This window comes from Sulfitobacter sp. 1A12056 (genome assembly GCF_043558125.1).
In the GTDB taxonomy this organism is placed as follows: domain Bacteria; phylum Pseudomonadota; class Alphaproteobacteria; order Rhodobacterales; family Rhodobacteraceae; genus Sulfitobacter; species Sulfitobacter faviae.
Genome location: NZ_JBIFFY010000002.1, coordinates 596430 through 622594 on the forward strand (window position 1 = coordinate 596430; position 26165 = coordinate 622594).

23 protein-coding genes are annotated in these 26165 nt (G+C 62.8%); 19 read left to right on the forward strand and 4 right to left on the reverse strand.

What is annotated here, in order from left to right:
• Window positions 1-47: 47 nt before the first annotated feature.
• From ACGYLD_RS07285 to ACGYLD_RS07300, 4 genes are all read left to right on the forward strand, one after another.
• A complete protein-coding gene (locus tag ACGYLD_RS07285) occupies window positions 48-518 on the forward strand; it encodes an Hsp20 family protein (RefSeq protein WP_067268529.1) in 471 nt (156 codons plus the stop codon).
• A gap of 247 nt (window positions 519-765) precedes the next feature.
• The gene (locus ACGYLD_RS07290) at window positions 766-1272 is read left to right on the forward strand and encodes a hypothetical protein (protein ID WP_271692832.1); all 507 of its coding nucleotides are present in this window, start codon (window positions 766-768) and stop codon (window positions 1270-1272) included.
• A 182-nt stretch (window positions 1273-1454) separates the two neighbouring features.
• Entirely contained in the window at window positions 1455-2129 is a 675-nt protein-coding gene (locus ACGYLD_RS07295) for a metal-binding protein ZinT (protein ID WP_271692833.1), read from the forward strand.
• 14 nt (window positions 2130-2143) lie between these two features.
• A complete protein-coding gene (locus ACGYLD_RS07300) occupies window positions 2144-2401 on the forward strand; it encodes a DUF6525 family protein (RefSeq protein ID WP_209218531.1) in 258 nt (85 codons plus the stop codon).
• A gap of 58 nt (window positions 2402-2459) precedes the next feature.
• Here ACGYLD_RS07300 and ACGYLD_RS07305 read toward each other — a convergent pair whose 3' ends face one another.
• Window positions 2460-3935 carry an NAD-dependent succinate-semialdehyde dehydrogenase gene (locus ACGYLD_RS07305; protein WP_271692834.1) on the reverse strand — a complete coding sequence of 492 codons (1476 nt, stop codon included), beginning with the start codon at window positions 3933-3935 and terminating at the stop codon, window positions 2460-2462.
• Window positions 3936-4026: 91 nt separating this feature from the next.
• Between ACGYLD_RS07305 and ACGYLD_RS07310 the strand changes: the two genes are divergently transcribed.
• From ACGYLD_RS07310 to ACGYLD_RS07320, 3 genes are all read left to right on the forward strand, one after another.
• Complete coding sequence (locus ACGYLD_RS07310; RefSeq protein ID WP_271692835.1) at window positions 4027-4815, forward strand: alpha/beta hydrolase; 789 nt, start codon at window positions 4027-4029, stop codon at window positions 4813-4815.
• Window positions 4816-4943: 128 nt separating this feature from the next.
• Window positions 4944-5573 carry a DUF1523 family protein gene (locus ACGYLD_RS07315; protein WP_271692836.1) on the forward strand — a complete coding sequence of 210 codons (630 nt, stop codon included), beginning with the start codon at window positions 4944-4946 and terminating at the stop codon, window positions 5571-5573.
• 76 nt (window positions 5574-5649) lie between these two features.
• Complete coding sequence (locus ACGYLD_RS07320) at window positions 5650-8157, forward strand: cation:proton antiporter (protein WP_271692837.1); 2508 nt, start codon at window positions 5650-5652, stop codon at window positions 8155-8157.
• A 113-nt stretch (window positions 8158-8270) separates the two neighbouring features.
• Here ACGYLD_RS07320 and ACGYLD_RS07325 read toward each other — a convergent pair whose 3' ends face one another.
• On the reverse strand, window positions 8271-8783 hold the full coding sequence (locus ACGYLD_RS07325; RefSeq protein ID WP_271692838.1) for a PepSY domain-containing protein: 513 nt from the start codon (window positions 8781-8783) through the stop codon (window positions 8271-8273).
• Window positions 8784-8883: 100 nt separating this feature from the next.
• Entirely contained in the window at window positions 8884-10461 is a 1578-nt protein-coding gene (locus tag ACGYLD_RS07330) for a DUF5928 domain-containing protein (RefSeq protein ID WP_276153820.1), read from the reverse strand.
• A gap of 170 nt (window positions 10462-10631) precedes the next feature.
• Between ACGYLD_RS07330 and ACGYLD_RS07335 the strand changes: the two genes are divergently transcribed.
• The 5 genes from ACGYLD_RS07335 (at window position 10632) to ACGYLD_RS07355 (ending at window position 16278) form a co-directional block, all read left to right on the forward strand.
• A complete protein-coding gene (locus tag ACGYLD_RS07335) occupies window positions 10632-11450 on the forward strand; it encodes a sulfotransferase family protein (RefSeq protein WP_271692840.1) in 819 nt (272 codons plus the stop codon).
• A gap of 47 nt (window positions 11451-11497) precedes the next feature.
• The gene (gene smpB, locus ACGYLD_RS07340; protein WP_209218524.1) at window positions 11498-11986 is read left to right on the forward strand and encodes an SsrA-binding protein SmpB; all 489 of its coding nucleotides are present in this window, start codon (window positions 11498-11500) and stop codon (window positions 11984-11986) included.
• Window positions 11987-12292: 306 nt separating this feature from the next.
• A complete protein-coding gene (gene sseA, locus ACGYLD_RS07345) occupies window positions 12293-13147 on the forward strand; it encodes a 3-mercaptopyruvate sulfurtransferase (protein WP_271692841.1) in 855 nt (284 codons plus the stop codon).
• 33 nt (window positions 13148-13180) lie between these two features.
• On the forward strand, window positions 13181-14362 hold the full coding sequence (locus ACGYLD_RS07350; RefSeq protein WP_271692842.1) for an amino acid aminotransferase: 1182 nt from the start codon (window positions 13181-13183) through the stop codon (window positions 14360-14362).
• Window positions 14363-14547: 185 nt separating this feature from the next.
• Window positions 14548-16278, forward strand: coding sequence for a histidine kinase N-terminal 7TM domain-containing protein (locus tag ACGYLD_RS07355; protein ID WP_271692843.1), 1731 nt, complete (start codon window positions 14548-14550; stop codon window positions 16276-16278).
• A 59-nt stretch (window positions 16279-16337) separates the two neighbouring features.
• Here the strand turns inward: ACGYLD_RS07355 and ACGYLD_RS07360 are convergent, their stop codons facing one another.
• On the reverse strand, window positions 16338-17645 hold the full coding sequence (locus ACGYLD_RS07360; RefSeq protein ID WP_067266825.1) for an ammonium transporter: 1308 nt from the start codon (window positions 17643-17645) through the stop codon (window positions 16338-16340).
• A gap of 271 nt (window positions 17646-17916) precedes the next feature.
• Here ACGYLD_RS07360 and ACGYLD_RS07365 point away from each other — a divergent pair, with 271 nt between their 5' ends.
• The 7 genes from ACGYLD_RS07365 to ACGYLD_RS07395 all read left to right on the forward strand — a co-directional run bounded on the left by ACGYLD_RS07365 (window position 17917) and on the right by ACGYLD_RS07395 (window position 26164).
• On the forward strand, window positions 17917-20166 hold the full coding sequence (locus ACGYLD_RS07365; RefSeq protein ID WP_271692844.1) for a transglycosylase domain-containing protein: 2250 nt from the start codon (window positions 17917-17919) through the stop codon (window positions 20164-20166).
• A 112-nt stretch (window positions 20167-20278) separates the two neighbouring features.
• A complete protein-coding gene (locus tag ACGYLD_RS07370) occupies window positions 20279-22015 on the forward strand; it encodes a type I secretion system permease/ATPase (RefSeq protein WP_271692845.1) in 1737 nt (578 codons plus the stop codon).
• Complete coding sequence (locus tag ACGYLD_RS07375) at window positions 22012-23322, forward strand: HlyD family type I secretion periplasmic adaptor subunit (protein ID WP_394401897.1); 1311 nt, start codon at window positions 22012-22014, stop codon at window positions 23320-23322. Before ACGYLD_RS07370 ends, ACGYLD_RS07375 begins: the two co-directional genes overlap by 4 nt.
• Window positions 23323-23406: 84 nt before the next feature.
• Window positions 23407-23865 carry a RidA family protein gene (locus ACGYLD_RS07380; RefSeq protein ID WP_271692847.1) on the forward strand — a complete coding sequence of 153 codons (459 nt, stop codon included), beginning with the start codon at window positions 23407-23409 and terminating at the stop codon, window positions 23863-23865.
• Complete coding sequence (locus tag ACGYLD_RS07385) at window positions 23862-24623, forward strand: glycerophosphodiester phosphodiesterase family protein (RefSeq protein ID WP_271692848.1); 762 nt, start codon at window positions 23862-23864, stop codon at window positions 24621-24623. The genes ACGYLD_RS07380 and ACGYLD_RS07385 overlap by 4 nt, the downstream gene beginning before the upstream one ends.
• 48 nt (window positions 24624-24671) lie before the next feature.
• Window positions 24672-25859 carry a GNAT family N-acetyltransferase gene (locus ACGYLD_RS07390; RefSeq protein WP_394401901.1) on the forward strand — a complete coding sequence of 396 codons (1188 nt, stop codon included), beginning with the start codon at window positions 24672-24674 and terminating at the stop codon, window positions 25857-25859.
• Window positions 25856-26164 (forward strand): 4a-hydroxytetrahydrobiopterin dehydratase, encoded by a 309-nt coding sequence (locus ACGYLD_RS07395; protein ID WP_394401904.1) that lies wholly within the window; start codon window positions 25856-25858, stop codon window positions 26162-26164. The genes ACGYLD_RS07390 and ACGYLD_RS07395 overlap by 4 nt, the downstream gene beginning before the upstream one ends.
• Window position 26165 lies beyond the last annotated feature (1 nt).

A 26165-nucleotide genomic window follows, 5' to 3' on the forward strand; every position in this document is an offset into this window, starting at 1 on the left:
TGGTGGAAGGCCCGATATGTCAATCGCTCACTGATGAGGATGAACACATGCGTAGCTTTGATTTCGCACCCCTTTACCGCTCCAGCGTTGGTTTCGACCAGATCGCCAACATGATGGACCGGGTTCTGACAAATGATGGGGCCACCCCCAGCTATCCCCCCTACAATATCGAAAAGCTCGACAACGATGCCTATCGCATCTCGATCGCCGTCGCCGGTTTCTCGGATAGCGATCTGAGCGTCGAAGTGCGTGAGAAGGCGCTGATCGTTTCGGCCCGCAAGGCGGATGAGGATGAGGCCAAGACCTATCTGCACCGTGGCATCGCCACCCGCGCCTTTGAGCGTCGCTTCCATCTGGCGGACCACGTTCAGGTCATCGGCGCGGCCCATGCCAATGGCATGCTGCATATCGAGCTTGAGCGTCAGGTGCCCGAGGCCCTGAAACCGCGCCAGATCACCATCTCTTCCGAGGTGAAGGCGATCGACAAGGACGTGGTTGACGCCAAATCCGTGAACTAAGCGCAACCGTTCAAGCGCTATGCGAAGGCCCGCTTTTGGCGGGCCTTTTTTGTGGGCGGTCGCCTCCCAAGCTCGACCCGTTCGTGGGTGAATATCTGCCGAAGCCTAGGGGCGAAAACGGCGGCTTTCTGCTGCGCGGGGGGGCGGGGTGAAACCAAGCAAAAGCTGTCGGGTTGAGTGGGGGACCGGGCAGGCGTGCCCGGACAACAGCGTGCAGAGTACCGCACGCGCAATGAAAGGAAGAACCATGACGACCTATGCAAATTCCCTACGCAAGCTTTCCCTGACCACGGCTGTCGCCGCTCTTATGGCGGCCCCAGTCGCCGCACAGACCCTGGACGCGGGTGTCGGCACCGATGCGACCGCCGATCTGGCGGGCACGGAATTGGACACCACAGCCGGGGCCGAGGCGAATGGCACCCTGACCACCGAACAGTCCATCGACCAAACCGCGACCTCGGACATTGATACGGATGCCGATATCGCGTTGGATGGCAGCACCGTGGCCGTCGCCTCAGATGATACGGTCATCGGCACCATCTCGAACGCAGAGCCGCAAGCGGACGGTTCCATGCGCTATTCCATCGATCTGGCCGAGGAATTCGCCGCCGATAGCGACCGTGCGGTCGTGCAGATCGACCAAGATGTCGACGCCGATGGCCAGCTGCTCATCGGCATGACGGGCGAAGAATTCGCCGCGGCTCTGTCCCAGCAAGTGAATGCGGACGGCGCGGCGCAGACCCGGACCAACTAAGACGGGTCACCCCAGGGCGTATCTCTCCCCCGCCCGAAGGCCGGCAGCATGAAAGTGCTGTCGGCTTTTTCGTGTTCGGGCTGGCGGCCATCGGGTTGCAAACTCTCCGGGACAGGGCTACTCCGCGTTGGTTATGATATAACATATCGAATCATGACGCAGGCCAAACCACGGAGAACGACATGCCCCAAACATCCGCATCCCCGCTATTCTTCCTGACGCTGAGCGCGGGCCTTGCCCTTTCGGCCCCGGTCTTGGCTGAGACGAAAGAGGCATCGCATGACCACGATCATTCCCATGCGCATGACCACGCCCACGACCAGAACGACATCTACAATGGCTACTTTGACGACGCGCAGATCAAGGATCGGCCCTTGTCGGATTGGGCGGGCGACTGGCAATCGGTCTACCCGCTGTTGCAGCAGGGCGCGCTGGACGCGGTGATGCAGGATAAGGCCGAACACGGCGACAAGACGGCGGCGGAGTACAAGGCCTATTACGAGGTTGGCTATGCCACCGATGTGGACCGCATCACCATCGACGGTAATGCCGTGACCTTCTTCCGGGACGGTGATCCGGTGCAAGGGCGCTATGCCAGCGATGGTTATGAGGTGCTGACCTACAAGAAGGGCAACCGCGGCGTGCGCTATGTCTTTGCCAAAGAGGGCGGCGATGCCGAAGCGCCGGAATATATCCAATTCAGCGACCATATCATCGCGCCGCAAAAGGCCGATCACTATCACCTCTACTGGGGCGACGACCGCGCCGAGGTTTTGGAAGAGTTGACCAACTGGCCGACCTATTTCCCCGCCGAGCTGAGCGCGTCTGAGATCGCGGCGGATATGCAGGCGCATTAAGGGCGGCCCGCGGCATGACTGGCAAAAAGCGAAACCTGCGCAGCGGGCTGAAACAGCGGCGGCGTCAGGGGAACCCGATGGCAGCCTTTGACCAACTGCCGCCGCCCCTGCGGGCATGGCTGGCGCAGGCGGCGCTGCCGTGGTCGCCTCGTTCGGCGCATCGGCTGTGGTGTCGGGCGTTGCAGCGTTGCGAAGGTGATGTCGCGCAGGCGATCTCGCATCTTTCGCAGGCGGAGCGCCGGATGCTGGCACAGGACCGGCTGACGCAATAGCCCGAGGCAAAACGGGGCGCGCCATGGCACGCCCCGTTTCTTTAACTTCCGCCGGTGCTTAGACCGACAGGCAGACGTATTTCATCTCAAGATAGTCTTCGATCCCGTGGTGCGATCCTTCGCGCCCAAGGCCGGATTGCTTGACCCCGCCAAAGGGCGCAAGCTCGGTCGAGATGATGCCGGTGTTGACGCCGACGATGCCATATTCCAGCGCCTCGGCCACCTTGTAGACGCGGCTGAGGTCCTTGGCATAGAAATAGGAGGCAAGGCCGAAGATCGTGTCGTTGGCCATGGCGATCACGTCGTCCACATCCTCGAACTTGAAGAGCGGCGCGAGGGGGCCGAAGGTCTCTTCCTTGGCGACCTTCATGTCCTGCGTCACGCCGGTCACGATGGTGGGTCCGAAGAAGTTCCCGCCCATGTCGTCCTTGGCGTTGCCCAGAATGATTTCCGCGCCGTTGTCGACTGCATCCTTGATATGCTCTTGCACCTTATCCGACGCCTCGGGGTTGATGAGCGGGCCCAGATCGGTGCCTTCTTCCAGCCCGTCGCCGACCTTCATCTGGCTCACGCGGTCCTTCAGCTTGGCCGCGAAGGCGTCATAGACGCCCGCCTGCACATAGATCCGGTTCGCGCAGACGCAGGTCTGGCCGTTGTTGCGGAACTTGCACATGATCGCGCCCTCGACCGCCGCGTCGAGATCGGCGTCGTCGAAGACGATGAAGGGCGCATTGCCGCCCAGTTCCATCGAACATTTCATCACCTGATCGGCGGCCTGTTTCAGCAGGATGCGCCCCACCTCGGTCGAGCCGGTGAACGTCAGCTTGCGCACGGCGGGGTTCTCGCAGAACTCCTTGCCCACGGCGGAGGAGGAGGAGGATGGCACCACGTTGAACACGCCCGCCGGGATCCCTGCGCGTTCCGCGAGCACACCCATGACGATGGCCGAGAGCGGAGTCTCTGCCGCCGGACGCGCCACAAAGGAACAGCCCGCCGCCAGCGCTGGCGCGGCTTTGCGGGTGATCATCGCGTTGGGGAAGTTCCACGGGGTGATCGAGGCCGCGACGCCGATGGGCTGTTTCATGACCATGATGCGCTTGTCACGCTGGTGGCCGGGGATCATCTCGCCGTAGACGCGCTTGGCCTCTTCGCCGAAGAATTCGATGAAGGAGGCGCCATAGGCGATCTCGCCCTTGGCTTCGGCCACCGGCTTGCCCTGTTCGGCGGTGAGAATGGTGCCCAGATCGTCTTGGTTCTCCATCATCAGGTCGAACCATTTGCGCAGCACGGCGGCGCGTTCCTTGCCAGTCCAAGCGCCCCAGTCTTTTTGCGCCTTCTCGGCTTGGGCAATCGCGCCCGCGACCTGCGCGCGGCTGAGGTCGGCGACCTGTGCGATGACATCGCCCCGCGCGGGATTGGTCACGTCAAATGTACCGTCGTCGCCTTCGACCCATTGGCCGCCGATATAGGCGCGGGTTTCAAGCAGGCTGGGGTCTTTCAGCAGTGATTTCAGATCCGTCTTAGCATCAGTCATGTCATCTCTCCGCTATTCTCTATAGCCTCCAAAGCAACAACGAGTATGATTGTCCAGTTGAGTTTGATCAAATCCGGGGTGGGAGACCCAAATGATGCTAGATGACGCCTATGCAAACGCTGCCTATATCGACGGGGCCGACGGCTTTCCGCCCCGCTGGGAAAAGGAGGCAGAGGCATTCCGCGCGTCATTGGGGGCGCGGGCGCAGCTTAACGTGCGCTATGGCCCTTCGGACCGTCAAAAGTTCGACTTCTTCCAGCCCGAGGGTGTCTCGCGCGGCACGGCGGTCTTCGTGCATGGCGGCTATTGGAAGGCTTTCGATAAGAGCTATTGGTCGCATCTGGCCGCCGGTTCTTTGGCGCGGGGCTATGCCGTGGCGGTGCCGTCCTATGACCTTTGCCCCGAGGTGCGTATTTCCGAGATTTCCACCCAGATCGCCGCGGCGCTGACCGAAGTGGCGAACCGCACGCAGGGCACCATCGTGTTGTCGGGCCATTCGGCGGGGGGGCATTTGGTGGCCCGCATGACCGACCCGCTGCTGCTGGGAGCCGAGGTGCGCGACCGGATCACGCGGATCGTGCCGATCTCCCCCGTGGCGGATCTGGCGCCCTTGTTGCAAACCGAAATGAACGACACCCTGCGGCTGGATGAGGCCGAAGCCGCCGCTGAAAGCCCGATCAAGATGACCCCGCCCCATGGTGTGGATGTGACCGTTTGGGTCGGCGCGGCGGAGCGGCCCGCCTTCCTCGAACAGGCCGAGAATTTCGCCCGCAGTTGGGGCGCGAAACATGTGGTGGCCGAGGGCAAGCACCATTTCGACGTGATCGATCCGCTGTCAGAGCCGGACAGCGACCTGACCAAAGCGCTGTTGGGCAGCTAAGGTCCGCATTTTGCGGCAAATGCCTCGCCTTATTGCGCGTAAGGCATTTGCCGCAGTGCCGCGGAAACACTATGTCAGAAGGGCAAAGGCCCCTGTCCGGCCGCGCGACCTAATGGAAAGGGCCGAAGATGAGAATCGTTAAATGGGTGTTCTGGGTGACCGTCTGGGTGCTGGTGGGGGCATTCTTCCACTATACCCTGCCGCAGACCGATATCGTCCGCGTCACGGACACCTATGAAAAGCGGATCGACTTCGGCAACAATTCGATCTTCTGGTCCGGCTCATCAACCGATAGCGCGGGGCAGGCGGTCAACCGCGATGTCTTTTTCATCCAGACCCGCCGGGCCAAGGGCGATGTCATGGTCTACCGCAACGAAGACACCGGCTGGGGCTGGCCGCCCTATTTCAAGTTCGACACCGCCAACCTTCAGGCCGAGGCAGCCGATGCCCGCAGCACCACCGGCGCGCCGCAGTATTACGCGCTGAAACACTATGGCTGGCGCAGTGAGCTGTTGTCGATCTACCCCAATGCCATTTCGCTCCGCCCGGTCGAGGGGCCGGAAGCGAGCAAGGGCATCCCCTTCGTGACCATCATCGTGCTGACCCTCTCCGCGGCGCTGTTCTATGCGATCTGGGTGCGCTGGCGGCGGTTCCGCCGGGCGCGGTTGGACCCCAAGATCGAGGCGATCGAGGATGACATCGCCGCGCGCCGGGGCCGCTTTGCCCGCTGGAGGGCCGAACGGCGCGCGCGCAAATAACCTCACCACGAACTGCAGGCGCTGAGCGGGGCAAGAAGCGCCCCGCATTCAGCTAAATTCTGGTATTCCATCCTATATGGACATCATCCTCGTCACCACGGTCATCGCGTCGCTCTTTGTCGTCATCGGCTTGGCCGAGCCTTTGGCCGCGCGATTGCGACTGCCGTTCAGCGTGATCTTGGCGGTCGTTGGCATCCTCATCGGGGCTTCGGCGATCTTTTTTCTGCGCACCGATTTGACGGATGCGTTGAACCCGGTGGCGGCGGCCATTCTGGGGCTGCCGATCCGGTCGAACGTCTTTCTTTATGTCTTCCTGCCGACGCTGCTGTTTCAGGCGACATTGGGCATGAACTTGCGGCGCATGGTCGACGACTGGGTGCCCATTCTGGTGTTGGCCGTGGTGGCCGTGGTGGTGGCGACCGTCAGCATCGGCTACGCGCTGTTTTGGGTGAGTGCCATTCCGCTGGCGGCCTGCCTGCTGATCGGGGCGATTGTCTCGACCACGGACCCTTCGGCGGTGGTCTCGATCTTCCGCTCGATCTCGGCCCCGCGGCGGCTCGCGCGGATCATTGAAGGCGAAAGCCTGCTGAACGATGCCGCCGCCATCGCGCTTTTCGGTCTGTTCATGGGCTATGTCATGCTGGGCATTCCCGACCCGGAACTGGGCAGCGCGCTTGCGCAATTCCCGATGCTGATCGCAGGCGGGGCGTTGGTGGGCTGGCTCGGCGCGCGGATCGCGGTTTGGGTCATGGCGCTGTTTGCGCGGCATGAATTGGCGCAACAGTCGATCTCGGTCGCGCTGCCCTATCTGGCCTATATCGTCGCCGAGCAAAGCGTCGGCGCTTCGGGGGTCATCGCCGTGGTGGCGGCGGGGTTGACGCTGAACCTCACCGCGCCGGGGCGGCTGCCGCCACAGGCGTTGACCAACCTGCGCGAGCTTTGGGACGTGCTGGCCCATTGGGCGGGGGCGCTGATCTTTATCCTCGCAGCACTGCTGATCCCCCGGCTGTTGGAAGAAGTCCGGCTAGAAGATTTCTTTCTTATCGCCGTCGTGGTGGTGGCTGCCATTTTCGCCCGCGCGGTGGTCCTTTTCGGGCTGCTGCCCCTGCTGACCGCGGCCAAGCTTTCGCCCTTGGTCGAGCGGCCCTACCGGGTGGCGATCCTTTGGGGAGGCTTGCGCGGGGCGGTCACGCTGGCACTGGCGCTGGCGGTGACGGAAAGCGTGCGGGTGCCGGATGATATTCAGCGGATCGTGGGTATCTTGGCCACGGGCTTCACGCTCTTCACCCTGCTGGCCCAGGGTACGACGCTGCGTTGGATCATCGGACGATTAGGGCTCGATCAACTCTCGCCCATCGATCACGCGCTGTCGCGTCAGGTCATCGCCGTGGCCCTGCAGACCGTGCGCGAGGACGTGGCCCAAACGACCGAGAATTACGACCTGAACCGCGACATCGTGCGCTCCGAAGCGAAACGGTTTGGCGAACGGCTTGAGACAGCGGTCAAGACCGCGGAGGAAGCGACCGATATCCTCGACCGCGACCGCATCGCGCTTGGGCTGATCGCGCTGGCGGGGCATGAGCGTGACACGATCCTCGCGCGGGTGCGCGAGCGGACGATCTCGGCGCGGATGGCCGATCTGGTGCTCTCGGATGCGGACCGGCTGATCGAAGGGGCGCGGACCCAAGGACGCAGCGGCTATCAACGCGCGGCGCGGCGCAGCGTGGCCTATGGGCGCACATTTCGCGCGGCGGCGGTGCTGCACGGGCGCTACGGCGTGTCGGGGCCGCTGGCGCGGATGACGGCGGACCGCTTTGAAATGCTGCTGTCGCAACGGTTGATCCTGCGGGATCTGGGCACTTTCATCGATGGCCGCATTCGCCGCATCCACGGGCGGCGGGTGGCGGAATTGCTGCACGACCTTCTGGCGCGCCGCATCGAAGGGATTGAGACCGCGCTGGAGGGGCTGCGCTTGCAGTATCCCGGCTATGCTGAGGAGTTGGAACGGCGTTTCATCCGCCGCACGGCACTGCGTTTGGAAGAGCGCGAATATACATTGATGCGCGAAGACGGTCTCTTTGGGGCCGAGGTCTATACCGCCTTGATGCAGGAACTGGCGACCCGGCGCACCGCGGCAGAGGGGCGCCCGGGCCTTGACCTCGCCGTGCGGCGCGGTGCTTTCATCGAGCAGTTTCCGCTGTTTGCGGATCTGCAGGAGGGCGCGCTCAAACGGCTGAGCCGGGCGCTCAAGACCCGCTATGTCGATATCGGCGACGTTGTTTTGCGCAAGGAAAGCCCCGCGCGCAGCGTGTTTTTCATCGCCTCAGGTGCTGTCGAATTGGAAAGCGCGGGTCAGACTTGGCGTTTGGGGCGGGGGGAGATGTTCGGCCAGATGGCCATCCTGACGAACCGCGTCCGTCGGGTGGATGTGCGCGCCATCGCGCCGACCACGCTTTTGGTTCTGGACGAGGACCGGTTCCGCCGCCTGCTGGAACGAAGCGCGGCCTTGCGCGAGGCGGTGCGTGCCAGTGCGGAGAAGCGCGGGATCGATCCTGTGGATCTGATCTCGGGCGGGCGGGGTTAGGTCGGCGCGTCAAACGCTGGTGAGGCGTTTGGGGCCGGTGTGGTGCAGGGTATTTGAGAAAGGATGAAGATAGGGGGGTGCGGCCGGTAGAGGCGGCCGCACCTTTGGCTGGGTTAGTCGTCGGGGGTGATTTCGCCGGTGGTGGCGTCGATCAATAGTTCGCGTTCGCCGGTGGCGTCGGTCAGTTCGACTTCATAAACCATGCGGTCATCTTCATCGTCGAGTGAGACTTCCTCGATCCATGTGCCGTCTTGGCCTTCCAGCTCGGTCAGTGCGGTCATCAGCACATCGCGGGCCGTGCCAGCGGCGCGCAACTCATCCTCTTGGAAGAGGCCGCTGAGGAAGCTTGTGAGCTGCTCTTCGGACTGCTTCATCACATCGCCGGTGGCGGCGTTGACGGTGACTTCGTACACGGATTCGCCGCGGACGAGGTCGATCTCATAGACCAGCCCGTCGCCTTCGGTTTCGATCTCGGCTTCCAGCACGCCGCCATCGATGCTGCTTTGCGCGGATTTAATGGCTTGGGACATGCTGATCCGCTCGGCCTCGGGGGCGGTCTCTTGCGCGAAGAGGGCTGCGGGGGCGAGCAGGAGCGATGTGGCGAGGGCGGTGAACTTACGTTTCATGGAAAAACCTCTTGCGTTGTGGTGCGTCGGGCCGCGTGGCGGCGTTCTTAGTTCAACGCTTGGCGCGGGGGGCCGTTCCAGACGGTAGGGGCGGGCGGCGCTAATCTGCGAAGAGGCCTGCGGGCTGGACGATCGCGCGGGCCTCGTCTTCGGTCACCTTGAGGAAATGGGCGAGGGTCGCGGCGTTGGTTTCGGGGTTGGCGTATTCGGAGAGGCGGCTGTAGTTTGCGAATTGGGCGTCGCGGATTTGGTCGACCTCATGCAGCATGTTCCCGCGGATCGTGGGGAGCAGGCGGGACAGGTTTTCTTGCGATGTTTGCGCGCCGCTCAGGCCGATGCGCCGGGCGTGGCCGCTGAGATAGGTGTCGGTCAGTTTGCATTCGACTTCGAGCATGCGCACCTGCGCGCGGTCCGAGGCGAAATCGCGCAGCAGGTCGAGGTTCGACGTGTCGATGCAGACGATCAGCCGCGTGCTGTCGTAGTAGTCGTAGAGCATCCGCATTAGGGCGCGGCGGTGGCGGGTGCGTTTTTCCAGCGTGGTTTGAATGCCGCCGAGGTCGGGCAGGGGGGTGTCTTCTTCGTTGAAGAGGAAATCCACCGCCGGGAGGCCGGTTTGCTGGCGTATCCGCCCCACGAGCCGTTTTGCCACATGCCATTTCTTGGCGATGATGATCAGCAGTTCACGCTCGCGGCCAAGGCTGGATTCCCTCTCCCAAAAGCGGGGGGCGAAGCGGCGGCCAATGCGGCCCCGCGCGGTGAGGAATTCGAACAGGTTGCGGCCTTCGTCGCTGATCTGGAAAGGCACCCCTTGGGCGGCGTAGAGCAGGCCGAGGCGGCGTTTGAGGTCCAGTGCCTCGGGGCTGATTTTGCGGGCGAAGAGGTGGTTCTGGCCGAGCAGCAGGTCATAGTGGTCATTGTAGAAGGTGACCGGCATGCCGTAGTCGGAAAACAGCAGGAAGGTCAGGCTGCGATTGGCGATTTCCCCTTCGGGGACGAGGTGGCGCACGAGGGTTTGAAAGAAGGTCTCATCCGGGATCCACGTGCTGCGGAAAAAGCGGATGACATCGGGGCGTTCGTGGCTGAATGCCATCAGCGCCTCGACGGTGCGGCGGCGCAGGCACCACCATTGGCTGCCGATCTGCACCTGAAGGTCGGCAGGGATCTTGCGGGTCAGGCCAAGACGCTTTTGCGCCTCGAACATTGCGTAGAAGCGTTTGCGCTGCGTGCGTTCGTTGAACCAATGGCGATAGATCAGCCGCTCTTCTTTCCAGCCGGTCTTGATCCAATCGCTTTCGAAGTAATCCACGCTTTCGATGAAATCCGCGTCAGTCTCATCAAGGAACCGATGCGCGTATTCGGCGGATTTGATCGCCATGCAATCGCCGGAGAGCAGGTAGAAATGCGTGGCGCGCGGGAAGGCTTCCATCGCGGCGGTGAGCGTGTCGAGCGTGGCTTGCACCAGTGACCATTCGCCCCAGCCACAGCGGGTGCGTTTGTGCGGGAAGGCGACGTTGGGGTTGTCGCGCAGGGCCGCGGTGATCTGGGCGTAGTCTTCGGCGCTGGCGGAGGCGTCGAAATGGATCGCCATGTAATCGCCCACCGCGGTCAGCCGCTCGGCTTGCCGGATAATGGCCTCCGGATCCTTGTGGCACAGCAGGATATAGGCAATTTTCGCCATGCAGGATACCGAATGTCCTTGTCGCGGCCCGCTTGCATCGGCCTTTTGTCGTGGATCACCTTCCTAGTTAATCCTGAAGACCGATTGAATAAACAGCATTTCTTTGCTTTTTTGCACCGAGGTCTGACTGTTGCTTAAAACAGCCAGCGCCAGCAGGAGGCAGGACGCGCATGGGTTTTCCCGGAACATGGATGACGGAAAGTGAAAGCATGGTGTACCGCGTGGTGCCAAAATGCGCCTGTTCGACCATCGGCCAGATCATGTATTATTCCGATCATGGCGAATTTTTTGACGGCGACATCCATGATGCCAAATCAGGCATTCATAAATGGGCTTTGGATGGGTCGCAGGGGCCGATCACCGAGAATGTGACGGCGTGCAAGTCCTATGCCTTTACCTGTGTGCGCAACCCTTACACGCGGATTCTGTCGTCTTTCTTTGACAAGATTTGCGGCATTCAGCGCAACGGGCGGCGCTATCGCGGCAATCTGGTGCCGCTGCTGGTGCAGAAATACGGGATCGACGTGGGCGGTGAGGACGGCAAGGAGGAGTTCGACCAGATTGCGAGCTTCCGGCGGTTCCTGCTGTTTGCCCGCGATACCATTCGTTGGCGGCGGCCAATGGACCCGGACATTCACTGGTCGGCGGTCTCGGGCCATGTCAGCACCTTTATCGTCAATGGCGGCACCTACGACCAGATCTTCTGGACCGAGCGGTTCAACGATGGGATGCAGCAGGTGCTTGATGCCGTGGACACGCCGCACCCCGTCGATCTGGCGGCGATCCCGCGCTTTAACGAGAGCGAGGGCCATGGGCCCAAGCGGGCGCATCCGGTCGAGGATTACTTTGACGATCTGTCGATGCATCTGATGCGCGAGATCTACAAGCGCGACTTCGATCTGTTCAAATATGACTTCGACAACCCCGGCAATAAGCAACCCCTAGGGGAGATCGATTTGGATGAGGTGCACGCCAAACTCGGTGACTGAGCGGCAGCATCTTGCACCGGGGCGGGGGGCGCTCTACATGCTTTGGCATGTCACAGGTCAAATCCAGTTCCAAATCCGATCCGAATTACAAGGTGATCGCCGAAAACCGCCGCGCGCGGTTTGATTACGCGATCGAAGAAGATATCGAATGCGGTATTATCCTTGAGGGATCCGAGGTGAAATCCCTACGCGAAGGCGGGGCGAATATTGCCGAGAGTTACGCTGCCGTAGAGGATGGCGAACTGTGGTTGGTGAACTCCTATGTGGCGCCCTACAAACAGGCCAAGACCTTTCAGCATGAAGAACGGCGCCGGCGCAAACTGCTGGTCAGCCGCAAGGAATTGGCCGATCTGTGGAACGCGACGCAGCGCAAGGGCATGACGTTGGTGCCTTTGGTGATGTATTTCAACCATCGCGGCATGGCCAAGATCAAGATCGGCGTGGCCAAGGGTAAGAAGCTGCACGACAAGCGCGAGACGGCGGCCAAGCGCGATTGGTCGCGGCAGAAGCAGCGGTTGCTGAAAGATCACGGGTAAGACGCGGGGCAGGCCCGGAATCAAGCCGTAGGCGCCGGGCCATCGCCTGCCCGCCCGTCACGCCAAAGGCGTGTCAGAATATACTAGGCGCACCTTTGGTGCGACCGGGCTGGCGATTTGGTGAGGCGGGCGCCTCCTTGACGGCACACATCAAAGCTGAACCATAAAGTGGTGCCAACAGCCCGTAGCATCTTCACCCCACGGGCAGGGGATGGCCCTCCTTGCACCTCTCATCCCCCCCTTCCACTTGCCAGCATCCCCCGCCGGTTATAGGCATGGGCAACGCCCGCGACGAAGGAGGCCCCCATGGCCGACGATCCCAAGACATTGGTTTCAACCGATTGGTTGGCTCAGCATCTGAAAGACCCGGACCTGCGCATCCTTGATGCCTCGTGGTATCTGCCCGACACCGGGCGCGATCCGAAGGCGGAGTATGATGCCGCGCACATCCCCGGCGCGCGGTTCTTTAACATCGACGATATCTCGGATGCGCGTTCGGACCTGCCGCATATGGCCCCGCCGATCGAGAAATTCATGTCGCGGCTGCGCGCCATGGGTGTGGGTGACGGGCATCAGGTGGTGGTCTATGACGGCGCAGGGCTGATGTCCGCCGCGCGGGTCTGGTGGCTGTTCCGCCTGATGGGGCAAGAGAATGTCGCCGTGCTGGATGGCGGGTTGCCGAAATGGCAGGCCGAGGGTCGCGAGACCGAAGACATGCCCCCCGTGCCGCGCGACCGCCATATGACCGTGCGTTTCCAGAACCAATTGGTGCGCGATGTGACACAGGTGGCCCATGCCTCCAAACTCGGCGATCCGCAGATCGTCGACGCCCGTGCCGCCGCACGTTTCCGCGGCGATGCGCCTGAACCGCGCGAGGGGCTGCGCGCAGGCCATATTCCCGGCGCGCGCAACGTGCCCTTCACCGAATTGCTCAACGACGACAAGACGATGAAAACCCCCGAAGAGACCCGCGCCATTTTCGAGGCGGCGGGCGTGGACCTGTCGAAACCCGTCATCACCTCCTGCGGGTCGGGCATCACCGCCGCCGTGCTGGCGCTGGCGCTGGAGCGGCTGGGCCACCGCAAATGGTCGCTCTACGATGGCTCATGGGCGGAATGGGGCATGTTCCCCACCGTGCCCGTGGCCACCGGCGCGGCTTAATCCTTTACCGTTACCTTCCAACCGGAGAACCCCATGTTCGAGACGCTCAAGGCGCAACCCGCCGATAAGATCCTCGCCCTTGTACAGGCCTACCGCGAAGACCCGCGCGACACGAAGATCGACCTCGGCGTCGGTGTCTACAAAGACGCCAGCGGCAACACCCCGGTGATGCGCGCCGTCAAAGCCGCCGAGCAGCGCATCTGGGAAAACCAAGACACCAAGGTCTACACCGGTCTTGCAGGTGATCCGACCTATACCAATGCGATGGCTGCGCTCGTTCTGGGCGATGCCGTCCCGCGCGGCGCGATTGCCGCCGCCGCCACCCCCGGGGGCACAGGTGCCGTGCGTCAGGCATTCGAACTGGTGCGTATGGCCAACCCCGAAGCGCGCGTTTTCGTCTCTGATCCAACATGGCCGAACCACCTGTCGATCCTGTCCTATCTGAGCATGGAAGTGGTGAACTACCGCTATTTCGACAGCGCGACCGGCGGCGTGAACTTCGATGGCATGATCGAAGACCTCAAGACCGCCAAGAAAGGCGATGTGGTCCTGCTGCACGGCTGCTGCCATAACCCCACGGGCGCGAACCTCAACAGCGCGGAATGGGACGCGGTGATCGAAGCGCTGCAAAGCACCGGTGCCGTGCCGATGATCGACATCGCCTATCAGGGCTTTGGCGACGGGCTGGAAGCGGATGCCGCTGCGACGCGCAAAGTGGCCGCTTCGGTGCCGGAATGCCTGATCGCGGCAAGCTGCTCTAAGAACTTCGGCATCTACCGCGAGCGGACCGGCATCCTGATGCTGGTGGCTGTCGAGGCGGCCCAGGGGCTGAACCAAGCCACTTTGGCCTTCCTCAACCGCCAGAACTACAGCTTCCCGCCTGATCACGGCGCGCGGATCGTGTCGACCATCCTGACCGATGACGAACTCAAGGCCGATTGGATGGCCGAGCTTGAGGATGTTCGCAACGCCATGCTGGGTCTGCGTGAGCAACTGGCGGGTGAGTTGCAGAAACTCTCCGGATCGGACCGCTTTGGCTTCCTCGCCCAGCATCGGGGCATGTTCTCGCGCCTTGGCACCACGCCGGATAAGGTCGACGCGCTGCGTGAGAAACATGGCATCTATATGGTCGGCGACAGCCGTATGAACATTGCCGGGCTGAACCAAAACAGCGTGCCGATCCTTGCTCGTGCGATCATCGACGTCGGTATCTAATCGCGCTCCGGGCCGCGCATGTCGCGGCCCGGTCAGCCTTCGATTGTTGCGGAACAATCGCCCTATGCCTCTATTCTGGCCTCTTTTAATCAAAACTTGGTCGAAATGGCATGTTTGGATAGCTTGAGTGAAAACTCAGGGTCGGGCCAATTTTAGAATCATTCCTACAGTGCATCCGCTTAGATGTGAGCTTGCCAGCGGTAGAGCTGGTGATCGTGACAGCCACGCTTGTCACCGTGTTGGGCTATTGGGTGCGCGGGCACAGCAGCCTACCCGGTAAGCATTGGTTTTTGCTGGCCATTTTGGCCATGGACCTCTGGCTTCTGTCGGTCGGGGTCGAACTTTCCGCCACCTCTGCCGCCTGCGCCTTTGGGGTCAGCCGTTGGGCGTGGATCGGCTTTGCGCTGCTGCCGACCTTCTGGGCTTTCTTCCTCTATGAATATGCGCTTGGGGCCAAGGTGCCGCGATGGCTGGTGCCGCTCTGCGCGGGGCTTGCGCCTGCGCTCATCACCCTCGCGGCGGTGACGAGCGGTTGGCATGAGACATTCTATGGCCCCGAAACCAAGTGGTTGCTGAGCGAAGACGGAGCCTATGTCCAATCCGACCACGGCCCGCTGTTCTTCATCGCGATCACCTATCTTTACATGGTCATCATGGCGGCGGCGGTCGTGGCGGGGCGGGCGGTGCGTTCGGCCAACCCGGCGGTGCGCAGCTTTTTCCTCAAGCTTTTTGCCGCGACGCTGATCCCCATGGTGGCCAATCTGGCCTATATCTTGGGCGGCATCACCCTGTTCAATACCGATCCGACGCCTTTCTCATTCGCGCTTTCGCTGACGCTGGTGGTCTGGCTGGTGGCCGATAACCGCTGGATCGACGTGAACGCAATCGCGCGCGAGCTGTTGTTCTACAACAGCACCGATCCGGTTTTTGTGGTCGACCCGAGCGGCGCCGCGATTGAGACCAATCCAGCCGCCGCCGACCTCTTGCGTCGGGAGGCCGACCCCGAGGCCCCGCTGAGCGCTTTTGGGGAGTTGGGGCCGATCATCCGCTATCTCGCGGCCCATGGCAGCCTGCCCGATGTGACCGATATCCAACTGGGCCACCGCCATTTCGCCGTGCGCGCCCATGCGATTTCTCTGGGGGCGGGGCAAAAACAGGTGGGCTGGGCCGTGGCGCTTTTGGATGTGACCGTGCAAAAGATTGCCGCCGAAAAGGCCATCGCCGCCGAGCAGATGCAGGCGCAGTTCCTCGCCACGGTCAGCCATGAGCTGCGCACCCCGCTGACGGTCATCAACGGCGCGCTTGGCTTGTTGTCGCAGGGTGGGGCCAAGATGAGCGATGCGCAAAAGGCGCGTCTGCTGGCAAAGGCCACGGGCAGCTCCGAGACGCTGACGACCTTGGTCAATGATTTGATCGACACCCAAAGCCTCAGCAGTGCCGAGTTCAGCATCGACCTGCACCCTGCCGCTCTCGCCCCGCTGGTGCAAAAGGCTGTGGCCCGGGCGGAGAGCCTGCAACCGGAGAAGGATATACGCTTCCGCTGCGAGATGCCCGAGACGGTGCTGACGGTCCAAGCCGATGCCGAGCGGTTGGGGCAGGTCTTTGGCAATGTGTTGTCGAACGCGGTGAAATTCTCTGCCCCGGGCGGTCAGGTGGAGGTCAGCCTTCAGCAATCCGAGGGCATGGCGCTGGTGCAAGTCAGCGACAGCGGCTGTGGCATCCCGCCGGGCGCGGAGGAGCAGGTCTTTGCGCCTTTTTCGCAGGTCGATGGCTCCGACACCAAGGTCGCCTATGGCAGCGGTCTGGGAATGCATATCACCCGGCAGATTCTGGACCGGCACGGGGGCAGCATCCGTTATGTGAGCGCCCCGGGTGTCGGCACGACCTTTACGATTTCTTTACCTCTAGTGGCCTAACGCAAACCGCCCGGCCATTGCGGGCCGGGCGGTCGATTGTTTGGCGATGTCGCCGGGGCTTAGCCCTTGGCGAACTCGGGGTAGGCTTCCATGCCCAGTTCCGACATGTCCAGACCGGTGATCTCGGCCTCTTCGCTGACCCGGATGCCACCGGCGGCTTTCAGGATCAGCCAGACGACGAAGCTGACGATGAAGACAAAGAGGCCAACCGCGGCAAAGCCGATGATCTGTGTGACGAAGGATGTACCTTCGGTATAGACCGGCACGACCAGCGTGCCCCAGAAACCGGCGATCAGGTGAACCGGGATCGCGCCGACCACATCGTCGATCTTGAACTTGTCGAGCATCGGCACGGTCAGCACCACGATGACACCGCCCACGGCACCGATCCAAAGCGCACCAAACAGCGTCGGGTCAAGCGGCCCTGCGGTGATCGAAACAAGGCCCGCCAGCGCGCCGTTCAGCACCATGGTCAGGTCGACCTTTTTGTACATCACCTGCGTCAGGATCAGCGCAGCGACGGCACCGGCGGCAGCGGCCATGTTGGTGTTGGCAAAGATCTGCGCCACGGCGTCCACGTCTTCGATGGTGCCCATGGCAAGCTGCGACGCACCGTTAAAGCCGAACCAGCCCATCCACAGGATGAACGTGCCCAAAGTGGCGAGGGCAAGGTTGGAACCCGGCATCGGCACAACGCGGCCATCCTTGCCGTATTTACCCAAACGCGGCCCCAGGACGATGGCCCCGGCGAGGGCGGCAAAGCCACCAGCGGCGTGCACGAGGGTCGAGCCGGCGAAGTCGCTGAAGCCCATGGCGGAAAGGAAACCGCCGCCCCACTGCCAGGACGCTTCGATCGGGTAGATGAAGCCGGTCAGCACGACCACGAAGATCAGGAAGGGCCAAAGCTTGATCCGCTCGGCCAGCGCACCCGACACGATGGAGGCGGTGGTGGCGCAGAACATCAACTGAAAGAAGAAGTCGGAGGCATTGGAATAGCCGCCCGCGTCGATCTCGGTCTTGATGTCCTTGGTCGCGAAGGTGCCAAAGACGCCTTCCATGATCCAATTGCCGTCACCGGGATACATGATGTTATAGCCCACCAGCCAATACATGACCGCGGCAAGCGCAAAGAGGCCCATGTTCTTGGTCAACTGCGTGGTGACGTTCTTGGAGCGGACAAGCCCGGCTTCCAGCATGGCGAAACCCGCGGCCATCCAGAAGACGAGGAAACCGCCGATCAGGAAAAGCAGGGTGTTGAAGATGAAGGTCGTATCCGCCAGCGTCGCGTATTCCGCGTCCTGTGCCAGCGCCAGCCCGGGCAGGGCGCTGACCGCCGCTGCAAGGGGAAGTATTAAGATGGGTTTCATATGGTCGTTTCCTGTCTGCGGGTCCGAATGCGTGCTTACCGAAGCGGGCGGCTGCCCGTGCAGCATGAGAAAACCGGATATCGGGCGCTCTTGGACAGGTTTGCCTGCCATATTTGCGCCATTGCGTGGCAGTGCCGCCTAAAAAGCGGGCGCAGGCTGGAATCTGCCTATAAATTAATCAGACATTTGACGCCGATTGGACCTTGCAGCGCTAAACAAACCGCTGCAGTCAGGCTAAAGTGGCGAAAAATAGGGCCGAGCAGGCGATATTATGACCGACAAGAACAAGCGCAAACGCCCTTTGGTGGCCGACAAGCGGTATCCCGGTAAGGCCAAACCCAAGGCCAAGACCGCCGCGCGGGGCAAACCGGCCACGCGCAAGGCCGCGCCCGCCCGCCGCAAAGCCGCCCGTCCCAAACGCCCCCGGCGCGGCGGTATCATCGGTTTCTTTGCGGGCCTCGCCCGCTGGATCTGGCGCTTGATCTGGACGATCACATGGCGTGTCAGCCTTGTGGTCTTCCTCGTCCTCGCCTTGGCCGTTGGCTATATCTACACCACGATCCCGCCCCTCGAAGCGTTGTTGGATGGCCGCGCGCGCGGCTCTGTCACGATGCTTGACCGTGAGGGAGAGGTCTTTGCATGGCGCGGCGACCAGTTTGGCGGCGTGGTCTCGGCGGAATCGGTCTCCAAACATCTGAGAAACGCGGTCATCGCCACCGAGGACAAGCGATTCTATCGCCATCTGGGCGTCAGCCCGCGGGGCATCGCCTCGGCTGTGCGCATCAACCTGAGCGAGGGGCGCGGGCCGCTTTCCGGCCACGGCGGCTCGACCATCACCCAGCAGACAGCCAAACTGCTTTGTCTGGGGGAGCCCTATGACCCCAGCAGCGGCATGACGGAAAAGGAATATGAGGCGGAATGCCGTCGTTCGTCCTTGGGTCGCAAGGCCAAGGAAGCGCTTTTTGCCATCGCGATGGAGCTGAAATACACCAAGAACGACATCCTCTCGATCTACCTTAACCGCGCCTATATGGGCGGCGGTGCCTTTGGGGCAGAGGCCGCGGCGCAGCGGTTCTTCGGCAAGCCCGCAGCCGCCCTCTCGCCCGCGGAAGGCGCGATGCTGGCCGGTCTTTTGACCGCGCCCACGACGCTTTCGCCCACCAACAATCTGGACCGGTCACAAAGCCGCGCCGCCACGGTGATCCGCCTGATGGAAGAGCAGGGCTATCTCTCTGCCGCCGAGGCTGATGAGGCCATCGCCAACCCCGCACAATTGTCCGAGGCGGCAGAGGCCGAGGCGGGCGGTTATTTCGCCGACTGGGTCATGTCCTCGGGGCCGGAATTCTTTACCCGCAACACCACAGAAGACGTGATCATCAAGACCACCCTCGATCAGCGCATCCAGCGCGCGGCCGAGGAAGGTTTGAAATGGGTGTTTGAGAACAAGGTCCGCGAAGGCTCCAAGGCGCAGGCGGCGATCGTGGTGATGTCTTCTGATGGTGCGGTGCGTGCGCTTGTGGGCGGACGCAAGACCAAGGTCGCGGGCGCCTTCAACCGCGCCACGCAGGCGATGCGTCAGACCGGCTCGGCCTTCAAACCCTTCATCTATGCCGCGGCGCTCGATCTGGGCTATTCGCCCAATGACATCATCGTGGATGAGCCCTATTGCCTGAACATTCCCGGCTCGGGGCAATGGTGCCCCAAGAACTACACCAAGAGTTTCAAGGGGCCGGTGACCCTGACCGAGGCGCTGAAAAGCTCGCTGAACATTCCGGCGGTAAAAGTCTCGGAAAGCGTGGGCCGCGAAACGGTGAGTTCGGTCGCCACGCAGTTCGGCATCAAAAGCGATCTGGCCGCCGGCCCGGCACTGGCGCTTGGCGCATCGGAGAGCACCCTGCTTGAAATGACCGGCGCCTATGCCGGTATCCTCAACGGCGGCTCATCGGTGACGCCCTATGGGTTGGTCGACCTGCGCCTTCTGGGCGAGACGGAGCCGCTGATGGGCACCGGGGGCGGCATCAACGAACGTGTGATCCAAGAAGATGCCGCACGCCAGTTGGTCTATATGATGGAAAAGGTGATCTCTGAAGGGACCGGCCAGCGCGCCAAGTTTGGCGGGCGGCAATTGGCGGGCAAGACCGGCACCACCTCGGCCAACAAGGATGCTTGGTTCGTCGGCTTCTCGGCGGATTATGTTGCCGGGGTCTGGATGGGCTATGACGACAACACGCCGCTCACCGGGGTCACGGGCGGTGGCCTGCCCGCCGAGATCTGGCGCGAAACCATGAGCCGCGTGCATGAGGGGATGCCCCTCAAGGAGTTGCCGATGCAGGCGCCCGCCCCGCCCAGCAACCTGAGCGAGGCACAGCCCGAACCGCAGCCACAGCCGCAACCCCAAGGCGGTGGCAGCCAAGGCGGCGGCGCGGACAATGTGATCGACAGGGTTCTGCGCGATATCTTTGGCGGCGGCAGCAGCGGCAGCGGGGCCAGCGCGCCCGCGCCGAACTTCCTCGACCGCTGAGACGGTCGGGGGCGGGCCGAAAAATCAATAGCATTGGGTTGTTAAACTCAGTATCAATTCCCCAAAGGCGGGAAGGTGCTGCGCGCGTGGCGGGCAGCGTTGAAGGGGTTTGATGCAAAGCGATGTGGTGAACAGGGGGCTGTCCGAGCTGCGTCGCGTGCGCAGGCGCAGCCGCGGGCTTTATTGGGCGGTGGCCTTGTTCAGCCTTTTTGCCAATATGCTCATGCTCACCGGCCCGCTCTATATGTTGCAGGTCTATGACCGCGTGCTCGGCTCAGGGTCAGAGGAAACGCTGATCGCCCTCTCGGTTCTCGTCGTCTTTCTCTATGCGGTGATGGGGCTTTTGGATTACACGCGCGGTCGGATCATGGCGCGGGTGGGGGCGCGGTTTCAATCCGATCTCGACCGGCGGGTGTTCGACGCGGTGGTGCGCAAATCCGCCGTGACCCCGGATGTGAAAACCAACGCGGGCCTTGCCGATCTCGAAGCCGTGCAGCGCCTCATGACCTCCCCGGTGCTGATGGCCGCCTTTGACGCGCCATGGACGCCGATCTTCTTTGCCGCGATCTTCTTGTTCCACCCGATGTTGGGCTGGCTGGCCTTGGGCGGTGCCGCCGTGCTGGTGGCAATCGCGGTGGCCAATCAAATGCTGTCGCGCGAAAGCCAAGCCCGGGCTGGCATCTCGGGGCAGGCGGCGGATGCCATGTCGGGCCAGATCAGGGTCGAGGCCGAGATGGTGCAGGCCATGGGCATGCGCGATGCCGCCTTTACCCGCTGGCAGCAGGCCCGGGGGCAGGCGCTGGCGCAGCAGGTGAAATCGACCGACGTGGGCGGCACCTTTACCGCGATGACCAAGACGCTGCGGTTGTTTCTGCAATCCGCCATGCTGGGCCTCGGCGCTTGGCTGGTCTTGAAAAACCAGATGACGCCGGGCGCGATGATCGCAGGCTCAATCCTCTTGGGCCGGGCGCTGGCGCCGGTGGAACTGGCGTTGAACCAATGGCCGGTGGTGCAGCGGGGCCGGGCCGGTTGGGCCAATCTGGCACAGCTTCTGGGTGCGGTGGGCGAGGAGCCCGCGCGCACCGCCCTACCACAGCCAAAGGCAAAACTCGCCGCCAAGGCGCTGACCGTGGTGGCACCGGGTGAGAAACAGGCGGCGCTCAAGTCGATCAACTTCACCGTTGAGCCGGGGCAGGCGGTTGGCGTGATCGGCCCCTCGGGGGCGGGGAAATCGACCTTGGCCCGCACGCTCACCGGGGTCTGGCCGCCTGCGGGCGGGTCTATCCGCCTCGACGGGGCCGCGCTGGAGCATTACGGGAGCGAGACCTTGGGGCGGCATATCGGATATCTGCCGCAGCGCGTTCAGCTGTTCGATGGCACCATTGCCGAGAATATCGCCCGGCTCTCCCCCAATCCTGACGACGCCAAAGTGGTCAAGGCGGCCAAGATGGCGGCGGCCCATGAGATGATCCTCGAATTCCCGCAAGGCTATGACACGCCCATCCGCGCGGGGCAGGTGCGGCTTTCGGGCGGGCAGATGCAGCGGATCGGGCTGGCGCGGGCGCTTTATGATGACCCGGTGATCGTCGTGCTGGATGAGCCGAACTCGAACCTCGACAATACCGGCTCTCAGGCGCTGAACCACGCGATCCGGCAGATGAAGGCCAGCGGGCGGTCCGTGCTGATCATGGCGCATCGCCCGGCAGCCATTCAGGAATGCGACACGCTGCTGGTGCTGGATAACGGCATGCGCAAAGCCTTTGGCCCCAAGGATGAGGTGCTGGCCGGGATGGTGCAAAACCACCGCGAGATCCAGAAAGCGCCCGCGCGCTCGGGGGGCGTGGTATGAACGCCCGCGAGGACAAGCGCTGGTCGGCGAGGCGGCCCCTGATCCTTGGGTTCATCGGGCTGCTCCTGCTTTTCGGTGGTTTCGGCACATGGGCGGTGACCAGCCAAATCGCCGGGGCGGTCGTGGCCTCGGGCAGGATCGAAGTCGACCGCAACCGGCAGATCGTCCAGCATGAGACCGGCGGCGTGGTGGCCGACATCCTTGTAGATGAGGGCGACAGCGTCGCTGCCGGGGATGTGCTGCTGCGGCTGGATGCGGAGCAGTTGACCTCGCAATTGGCCATCGTCGAGGGGCAGCTTTACGAGCTTATGGCCCGCCGGGGACGGCTAGAGGCGCAGCGCGACGAGGTCGAGACGGTCACATTTGACGAAGAGTTGCTATCAGCCGGGGCGACGAACCCTGACGTGCAGGAATTGGTGGACGGGCAGCGCAACCTTTTTGACGCGCGCCGCGTCAGCGTGGCGCAAGAGCTTGAGCAATTGGGCAAACGCCGGGCGCAGATCAACGCACAAATCCGCGGGGTCGACGCGCAGGAGGCCGCGCTTTCGCGGCAGTTGGAGCTGATTGAAGAGGAATTGGCCAATCAGCAATCGCTGCTGGACCGGGGTCTGACGCAGGCTTCTGCCGTGCTGACCCTCATGCGCGAACAGGCCCGCCTGCGCGGCCAGATCGGAGAGCTGTCGGCGCAAAAGGCCCAGTCGCAAGAGCGGGTGACCGAGATCGACATCGAACGGCTCAAACTGCGCTCCGCCGGACGGGAAGAGGCGATCACCCAACTGCGCGATCTGCGCTACCGTGAGTTGGAGATGGCCGAGCAACGCCGCGCGCTGAGGGCCGAGATCGACCGCCTTGATATCCGCGCGCCGGTATCCGGCGTGATCTATGGCATGCAGGTGCAAACCCCGCGTTCCGTCGTGCGCGCGGCGGAGCCGCTGATGTATCTCGTTCCGCAGGACCGTCCGCTGATCATCGCCTCGCAGGTGCAGACCATTCACATCGATCAGGTCGCCGTGGGCCAAGAGGTCAACCTGCGTCTTTCGGCGCTGAACCAGCGCACCACGCCGGAACTGGTGGGCAAGGTCTTGCAGGTCTCTGCCGATTCCATCGAAGATGACGCCACCGGTCAGAGCTATTACCGGGCCGAGATCGCGCTGAACCCCGGTGAGACGGATAAGCTGGAGGAAGGCACCATCCTCCTCCCCGGCATGCCGGTTGAGGCTTTCATCCGCACCGGGGAGCGCTCTCCTATGGCCTATTTGCTGAAACCGATGGCCGACTATTTCGCCCGCGCCTTCCGCGAAAGCTGAGGCGGGGCAGGTGGCAAAGGGGCTTTCCCTTGGCGCGGCTGGCGGTTAGCGTCCGCCCAGAACCGCAACCAAAGGAAGCCCGTCATGTCCCTGACCGCCCGCCTTGCCGATCTCGGCATCACCCTGCCCGACGCGCCCGCACCCGCCGCGAACTACGTGCCCTTCGTGGTCACCGGCAATACCGTCTATGTCTCGGGCCAGATCTCCAGCGGGCCGGATGGGTTGATCACCGGGCGTTTGGGCGCCGATATGGATGTCGACGCCGGTGCCGCCGCCGCGCGCAGCTGTGCGCTGAGCCTTCTGGCGCAGGTCCGCGCCGCTTGTGATGGCGATCTGGACCGGCTCAAACGTGTGGTGAAACTGACCGGCTTCGTGAACTCCACCGCCGATTTCACTGACCAGCCCAAGGTGATCAACGGCGCCTCTGACTTCATGGTCGAGGCGTTGGGCGATGCGGGCCGTCACGCCCGTTCGGCGGTCTCTGCCGCGTCGCTGCCGCTGGGTGTCGCCGTCGAAATCGAAGGCATCTTTGAGATCGAATGACCCTTTCTGCCGCCTTTTTGAACATTCCGCTGGCGCATCGCGCGCTGCATGACCTCGCCGCTGGACGGCCCGAAAACAGCCGCGCCGCCGTATGCGCGGCTGTCGATGCGGGGCTGGGTATCGAGATCGACCTGCAACTCAGCGCCGATGGCAAGCCGATGGTGTTCCACGATTACGGGTTGGAACGGCTGACGGCAGAGCAGGGCGCGGTTCGGCTGCGCGATGCGAGCGCCCTCGCCGCGGTCCCGCTGATGGGCGGTGATGAGGGGATTCCGACGCTTGAGGACATCCTCGACCTCGTTGCCGGGCGCGTGCCGCTCTTGGTGGAGTTCAAGGATCAGGACGGTGCCATGGGGCCCGATGTTGGTGCGCTTGAGGCCGCCGCGGCGGAACTGCTTGGCCGCTACCGCGGTGATCTGGCGGTCATGTCCTTCAACCCGCATTCGGTGCGCGCGCTGGCCCGGCTTTTGCCCGAGGTGCCGCGCGGTCTGACCACCAGCGCCTATCGCCCCGATGAATGGCCGCTGCCCGCCGCGACCTGCGACCGGCTGCGCGAGATTCCCGATTACGCCGACAGCGGGTCTAGTTTCATCAGCCATGAGGCCGACGATCTGAGCCGCCCGCGTGTGGCTGAACTCAAGGCCGAAGGGGCGGCGGTGCTCTGCTGGACGATCCGCAGCCTAGCGGAGGAAGAAATCGCGCGTCAGGTGGCGCAGAACGTGACCTTTGAGGACTATCTGCCGCGCCCGCGCCCTTGATCCGCGAGGCCGAGGCCACACATAGGACGCAAGGCAGGCAAGGCTCAGATGAACGCGCAGGAAATCGAGATTACCGTGGTGCCGGAATTGGCGCAGATCGGCCAAGAGGATTGGGACGCCTGCGCCTGTCCCGAGGCTGCGGATGGGGGCCGTCCGCGCGATCCTTTCACCACCTATCGCTTCCTTTCGGCGCTTGAGCGCAGCGGCTCGGTCGGCCCCGGCACCGGTTGGCAGCCGCAGTATCTGGTGGCGCGGATCGCAGGCCAAGTGATCGCCGTCGCGCCGATGTATGCCAAATCGCACAGCCAAGGCGAATATATCTTCGACCACAACTGGGCCCATGCCTATGAACGCGCGGGCGGGCGCTATTACCCGAAACTCCAGATCGCGGTGCCGCATACCCCCGCCACCGGGCGGCGTTTTCTGCTGCGGCCCGGGTTCGAAGAGGCGGGCACCGCCGCGCTGGTTCAAGGCGCGGTGCAGCTGACCGACAACAACGCGCTGTCGTCGCTGCATGTGACCTTTTGCACCGAGGGCGAAGTCGCGCGGGCCGAAGAACTCGGCTTGATGAGCCGCAAAAGCCAGCAGTTCCATTGGCACAACCGCGACTATGCGGATTTCGACGGGTTCCTCGCCAGCCTGTCCTCGCGCAAGCGCAAGAACATCCGCAAGGAACGCGCGCAGGCGCAGGATTTCGGCGGCAGGATCCACACGTTCACCGGAGATCGGATTGAGCCGGAACATTGGGATGCCTTTTGGCAGTTCTACCAAGACACCGGCGCGCGGAAATGGGGCTCACCCTATCTCACGCGGGAATTTTTTGACCATGCGCAGGAAAGCCTGCGTGACGATATTGCATTGGTGCTGGCCGAACGTGACGGGCGTTGGGTGGCCGGGGCGCTCAACTTCATCGGGCGCGAGACGCTCTTTGGCCGCTACTGGGGCTGTACCGAACACCACCCCTTTTTGCATTTCGAACTGTGCTATTATCGCGCCATGGATTTCGCCATTACCCATGGGCTTGCCCGTGTCGAGGCAGGCGCGCAGGGCGAACACAAGCTCGCGCGGGGCTATTTGCCTTCGCCCACATGGTCGCTGCATTGGATGCGCGATCCGGGCTTTGCCGCCGCCGTGGGGGAGTATTTGCAGGCCGAACGCGACGCCGTGGACGAAGAGATCAGCGTGCTGACCGACTACGGACCTTTCAAAAAGACGACGATCGAGGAACAAGAATGACCGAGAGATTGAGCATCGAAACCCGCAAGACCCTGCTTCAGCCGCTGTTCAACACGGGCTGGGAGATGGTGGAAGGCCGGGATGCGATCCACAAGACGTTCAAGTTCAGTGATTTCGCCGATGCCTTTGGCTGGATGGCAAGGGTGGCTATTTGGGCGGAAAAATGGAATCACCATCCGGAATGGAGCAACGTTTACAACCGGGTGGAGGTAACGTTGATCACCCATGACGTGGATGGGCTCAGCTCGCTCGACGCGAAGCTGGCGCGTAAGATGGATGGTCTCTTTGGGGCCGGTAAAGACTGAC

Coding starts and splice junctions, on each gene's coding strand:
- ACGYLD_RS07385 (WP_271692848.1), top strand. CDS start 23,862: ATGACCCTTTCTGCCGCCTTTTTGAACATTCCGCTGGCGCATCGCGCG.
- ACGYLD_RS07395 (WP_394401904.1), top strand. CDS start 25,856: ATGACCGAGAGATTGAGCATCGAAACCCGCAAGACCCTGCTTCAGCCG.
- ACGYLD_RS07320 (WP_271692837.1), top strand. CDS start 5,650: ATGGACATCATCCTCGTCACCACGGTCATCGCGTCGCTCTTTGTCGTC.
- smpB (WP_209218524.1), top strand. CDS start 11,498: ATGTCACAGGTCAAATCCAGTTCCAAATCCGATCCGAATTACAAGGTG.
- ACGYLD_RS07285 (WP_067268529.1), top strand. CDS start 48: ATGCGTAGCTTTGATTTCGCACCCCTTTACCGCTCCAGCGTTGGTTTC.
- ACGYLD_RS07390 (WP_394401901.1), top strand. CDS start 24,672: ATGAACGCGCAGGAAATCGAGATTACCGTGGTGCCGGAATTGGCGCAG.
- ACGYLD_RS07375 (WP_394401897.1), top strand. CDS start 22,012: ATGAACGCCCGCGAGGACAAGCGCTGGTCGGCGAGGCGGCCCCTGATC.
- ACGYLD_RS07310 (WP_271692835.1), top strand. CDS start 4,027: ATGATGCTAGATGACGCCTATGCAAACGCTGCCTATATCGACGGGGCC.
- ACGYLD_RS07295 (WP_271692833.1), top strand. CDS start 1,455: ATGCCCCAAACATCCGCATCCCCGCTATTCTTCCTGACGCTGAGCGCG.
- ACGYLD_RS07360 (WP_067266825.1), bottom strand. CDS start 17,645: ATGAAACCCATCTTAATACTTCCCCTTGCAGCGGCGGTCAGCGCCCTG.
- ACGYLD_RS07365 (WP_271692844.1), top strand. CDS start 17,917: ATGACCGACAAGAACAAGCGCAAACGCCCTTTGGTGGCCGACAAGCGG.
- ACGYLD_RS07305 (WP_271692834.1), bottom strand. CDS start 3,935: ATGACTGATGCTAAGACGGATCTGAAATCACTGCTGAAAGACCCCAGC.
- ACGYLD_RS07330 (WP_276153820.1), bottom strand. CDS start 10,461: ATGGCGAAAATTGCCTATATCCTGCTGTGCCACAAGGATCCGGAGGCC.
- ACGYLD_RS07325 (WP_271692838.1), bottom strand. CDS start 8,783: ATGAAACGTAAGTTCACCGCCCTCGCCACATCGCTCCTGCTCGCCCCC.
- ACGYLD_RS07370 (WP_271692845.1), top strand. CDS start 20,279: ATGCAAAGCGATGTGGTGAACAGGGGGCTGTCCGAGCTGCGTCGCGTG.
- ACGYLD_RS07335 (WP_271692840.1), top strand. CDS start 10,632: ATGGGTTTTCCCGGAACATGGATGACGGAAAGTGAAAGCATGGTGTAC.
- ACGYLD_RS07380 (WP_271692847.1), top strand. CDS start 23,407: ATGTCCCTGACCGCCCGCCTTGCCGATCTCGGCATCACCCTGCCCGAC.
- ACGYLD_RS07315 (WP_271692836.1), top strand. CDS start 4,944: ATGAGAATCGTTAAATGGGTGTTCTGGGTGACCGTCTGGGTGCTGGTG.
- ACGYLD_RS07300 (WP_209218531.1), top strand. CDS start 2,144: ATGACTGGCAAAAAGCGAAACCTGCGCAGCGGGCTGAAACAGCGGCGG.
- ACGYLD_RS07350 (WP_271692842.1), top strand. CDS start 13,181: ATGTTCGAGACGCTCAAGGCGCAACCCGCCGATAAGATCCTCGCCCTT.
- sseA (WP_271692841.1), top strand. CDS start 12,293: ATGGCCGACGATCCCAAGACATTGGTTTCAACCGATTGGTTGGCTCAG.
- ACGYLD_RS07290 (WP_271692832.1), top strand. CDS start 766: ATGACGACCTATGCAAATTCCCTACGCAAGCTTTCCCTGACCACGGCT.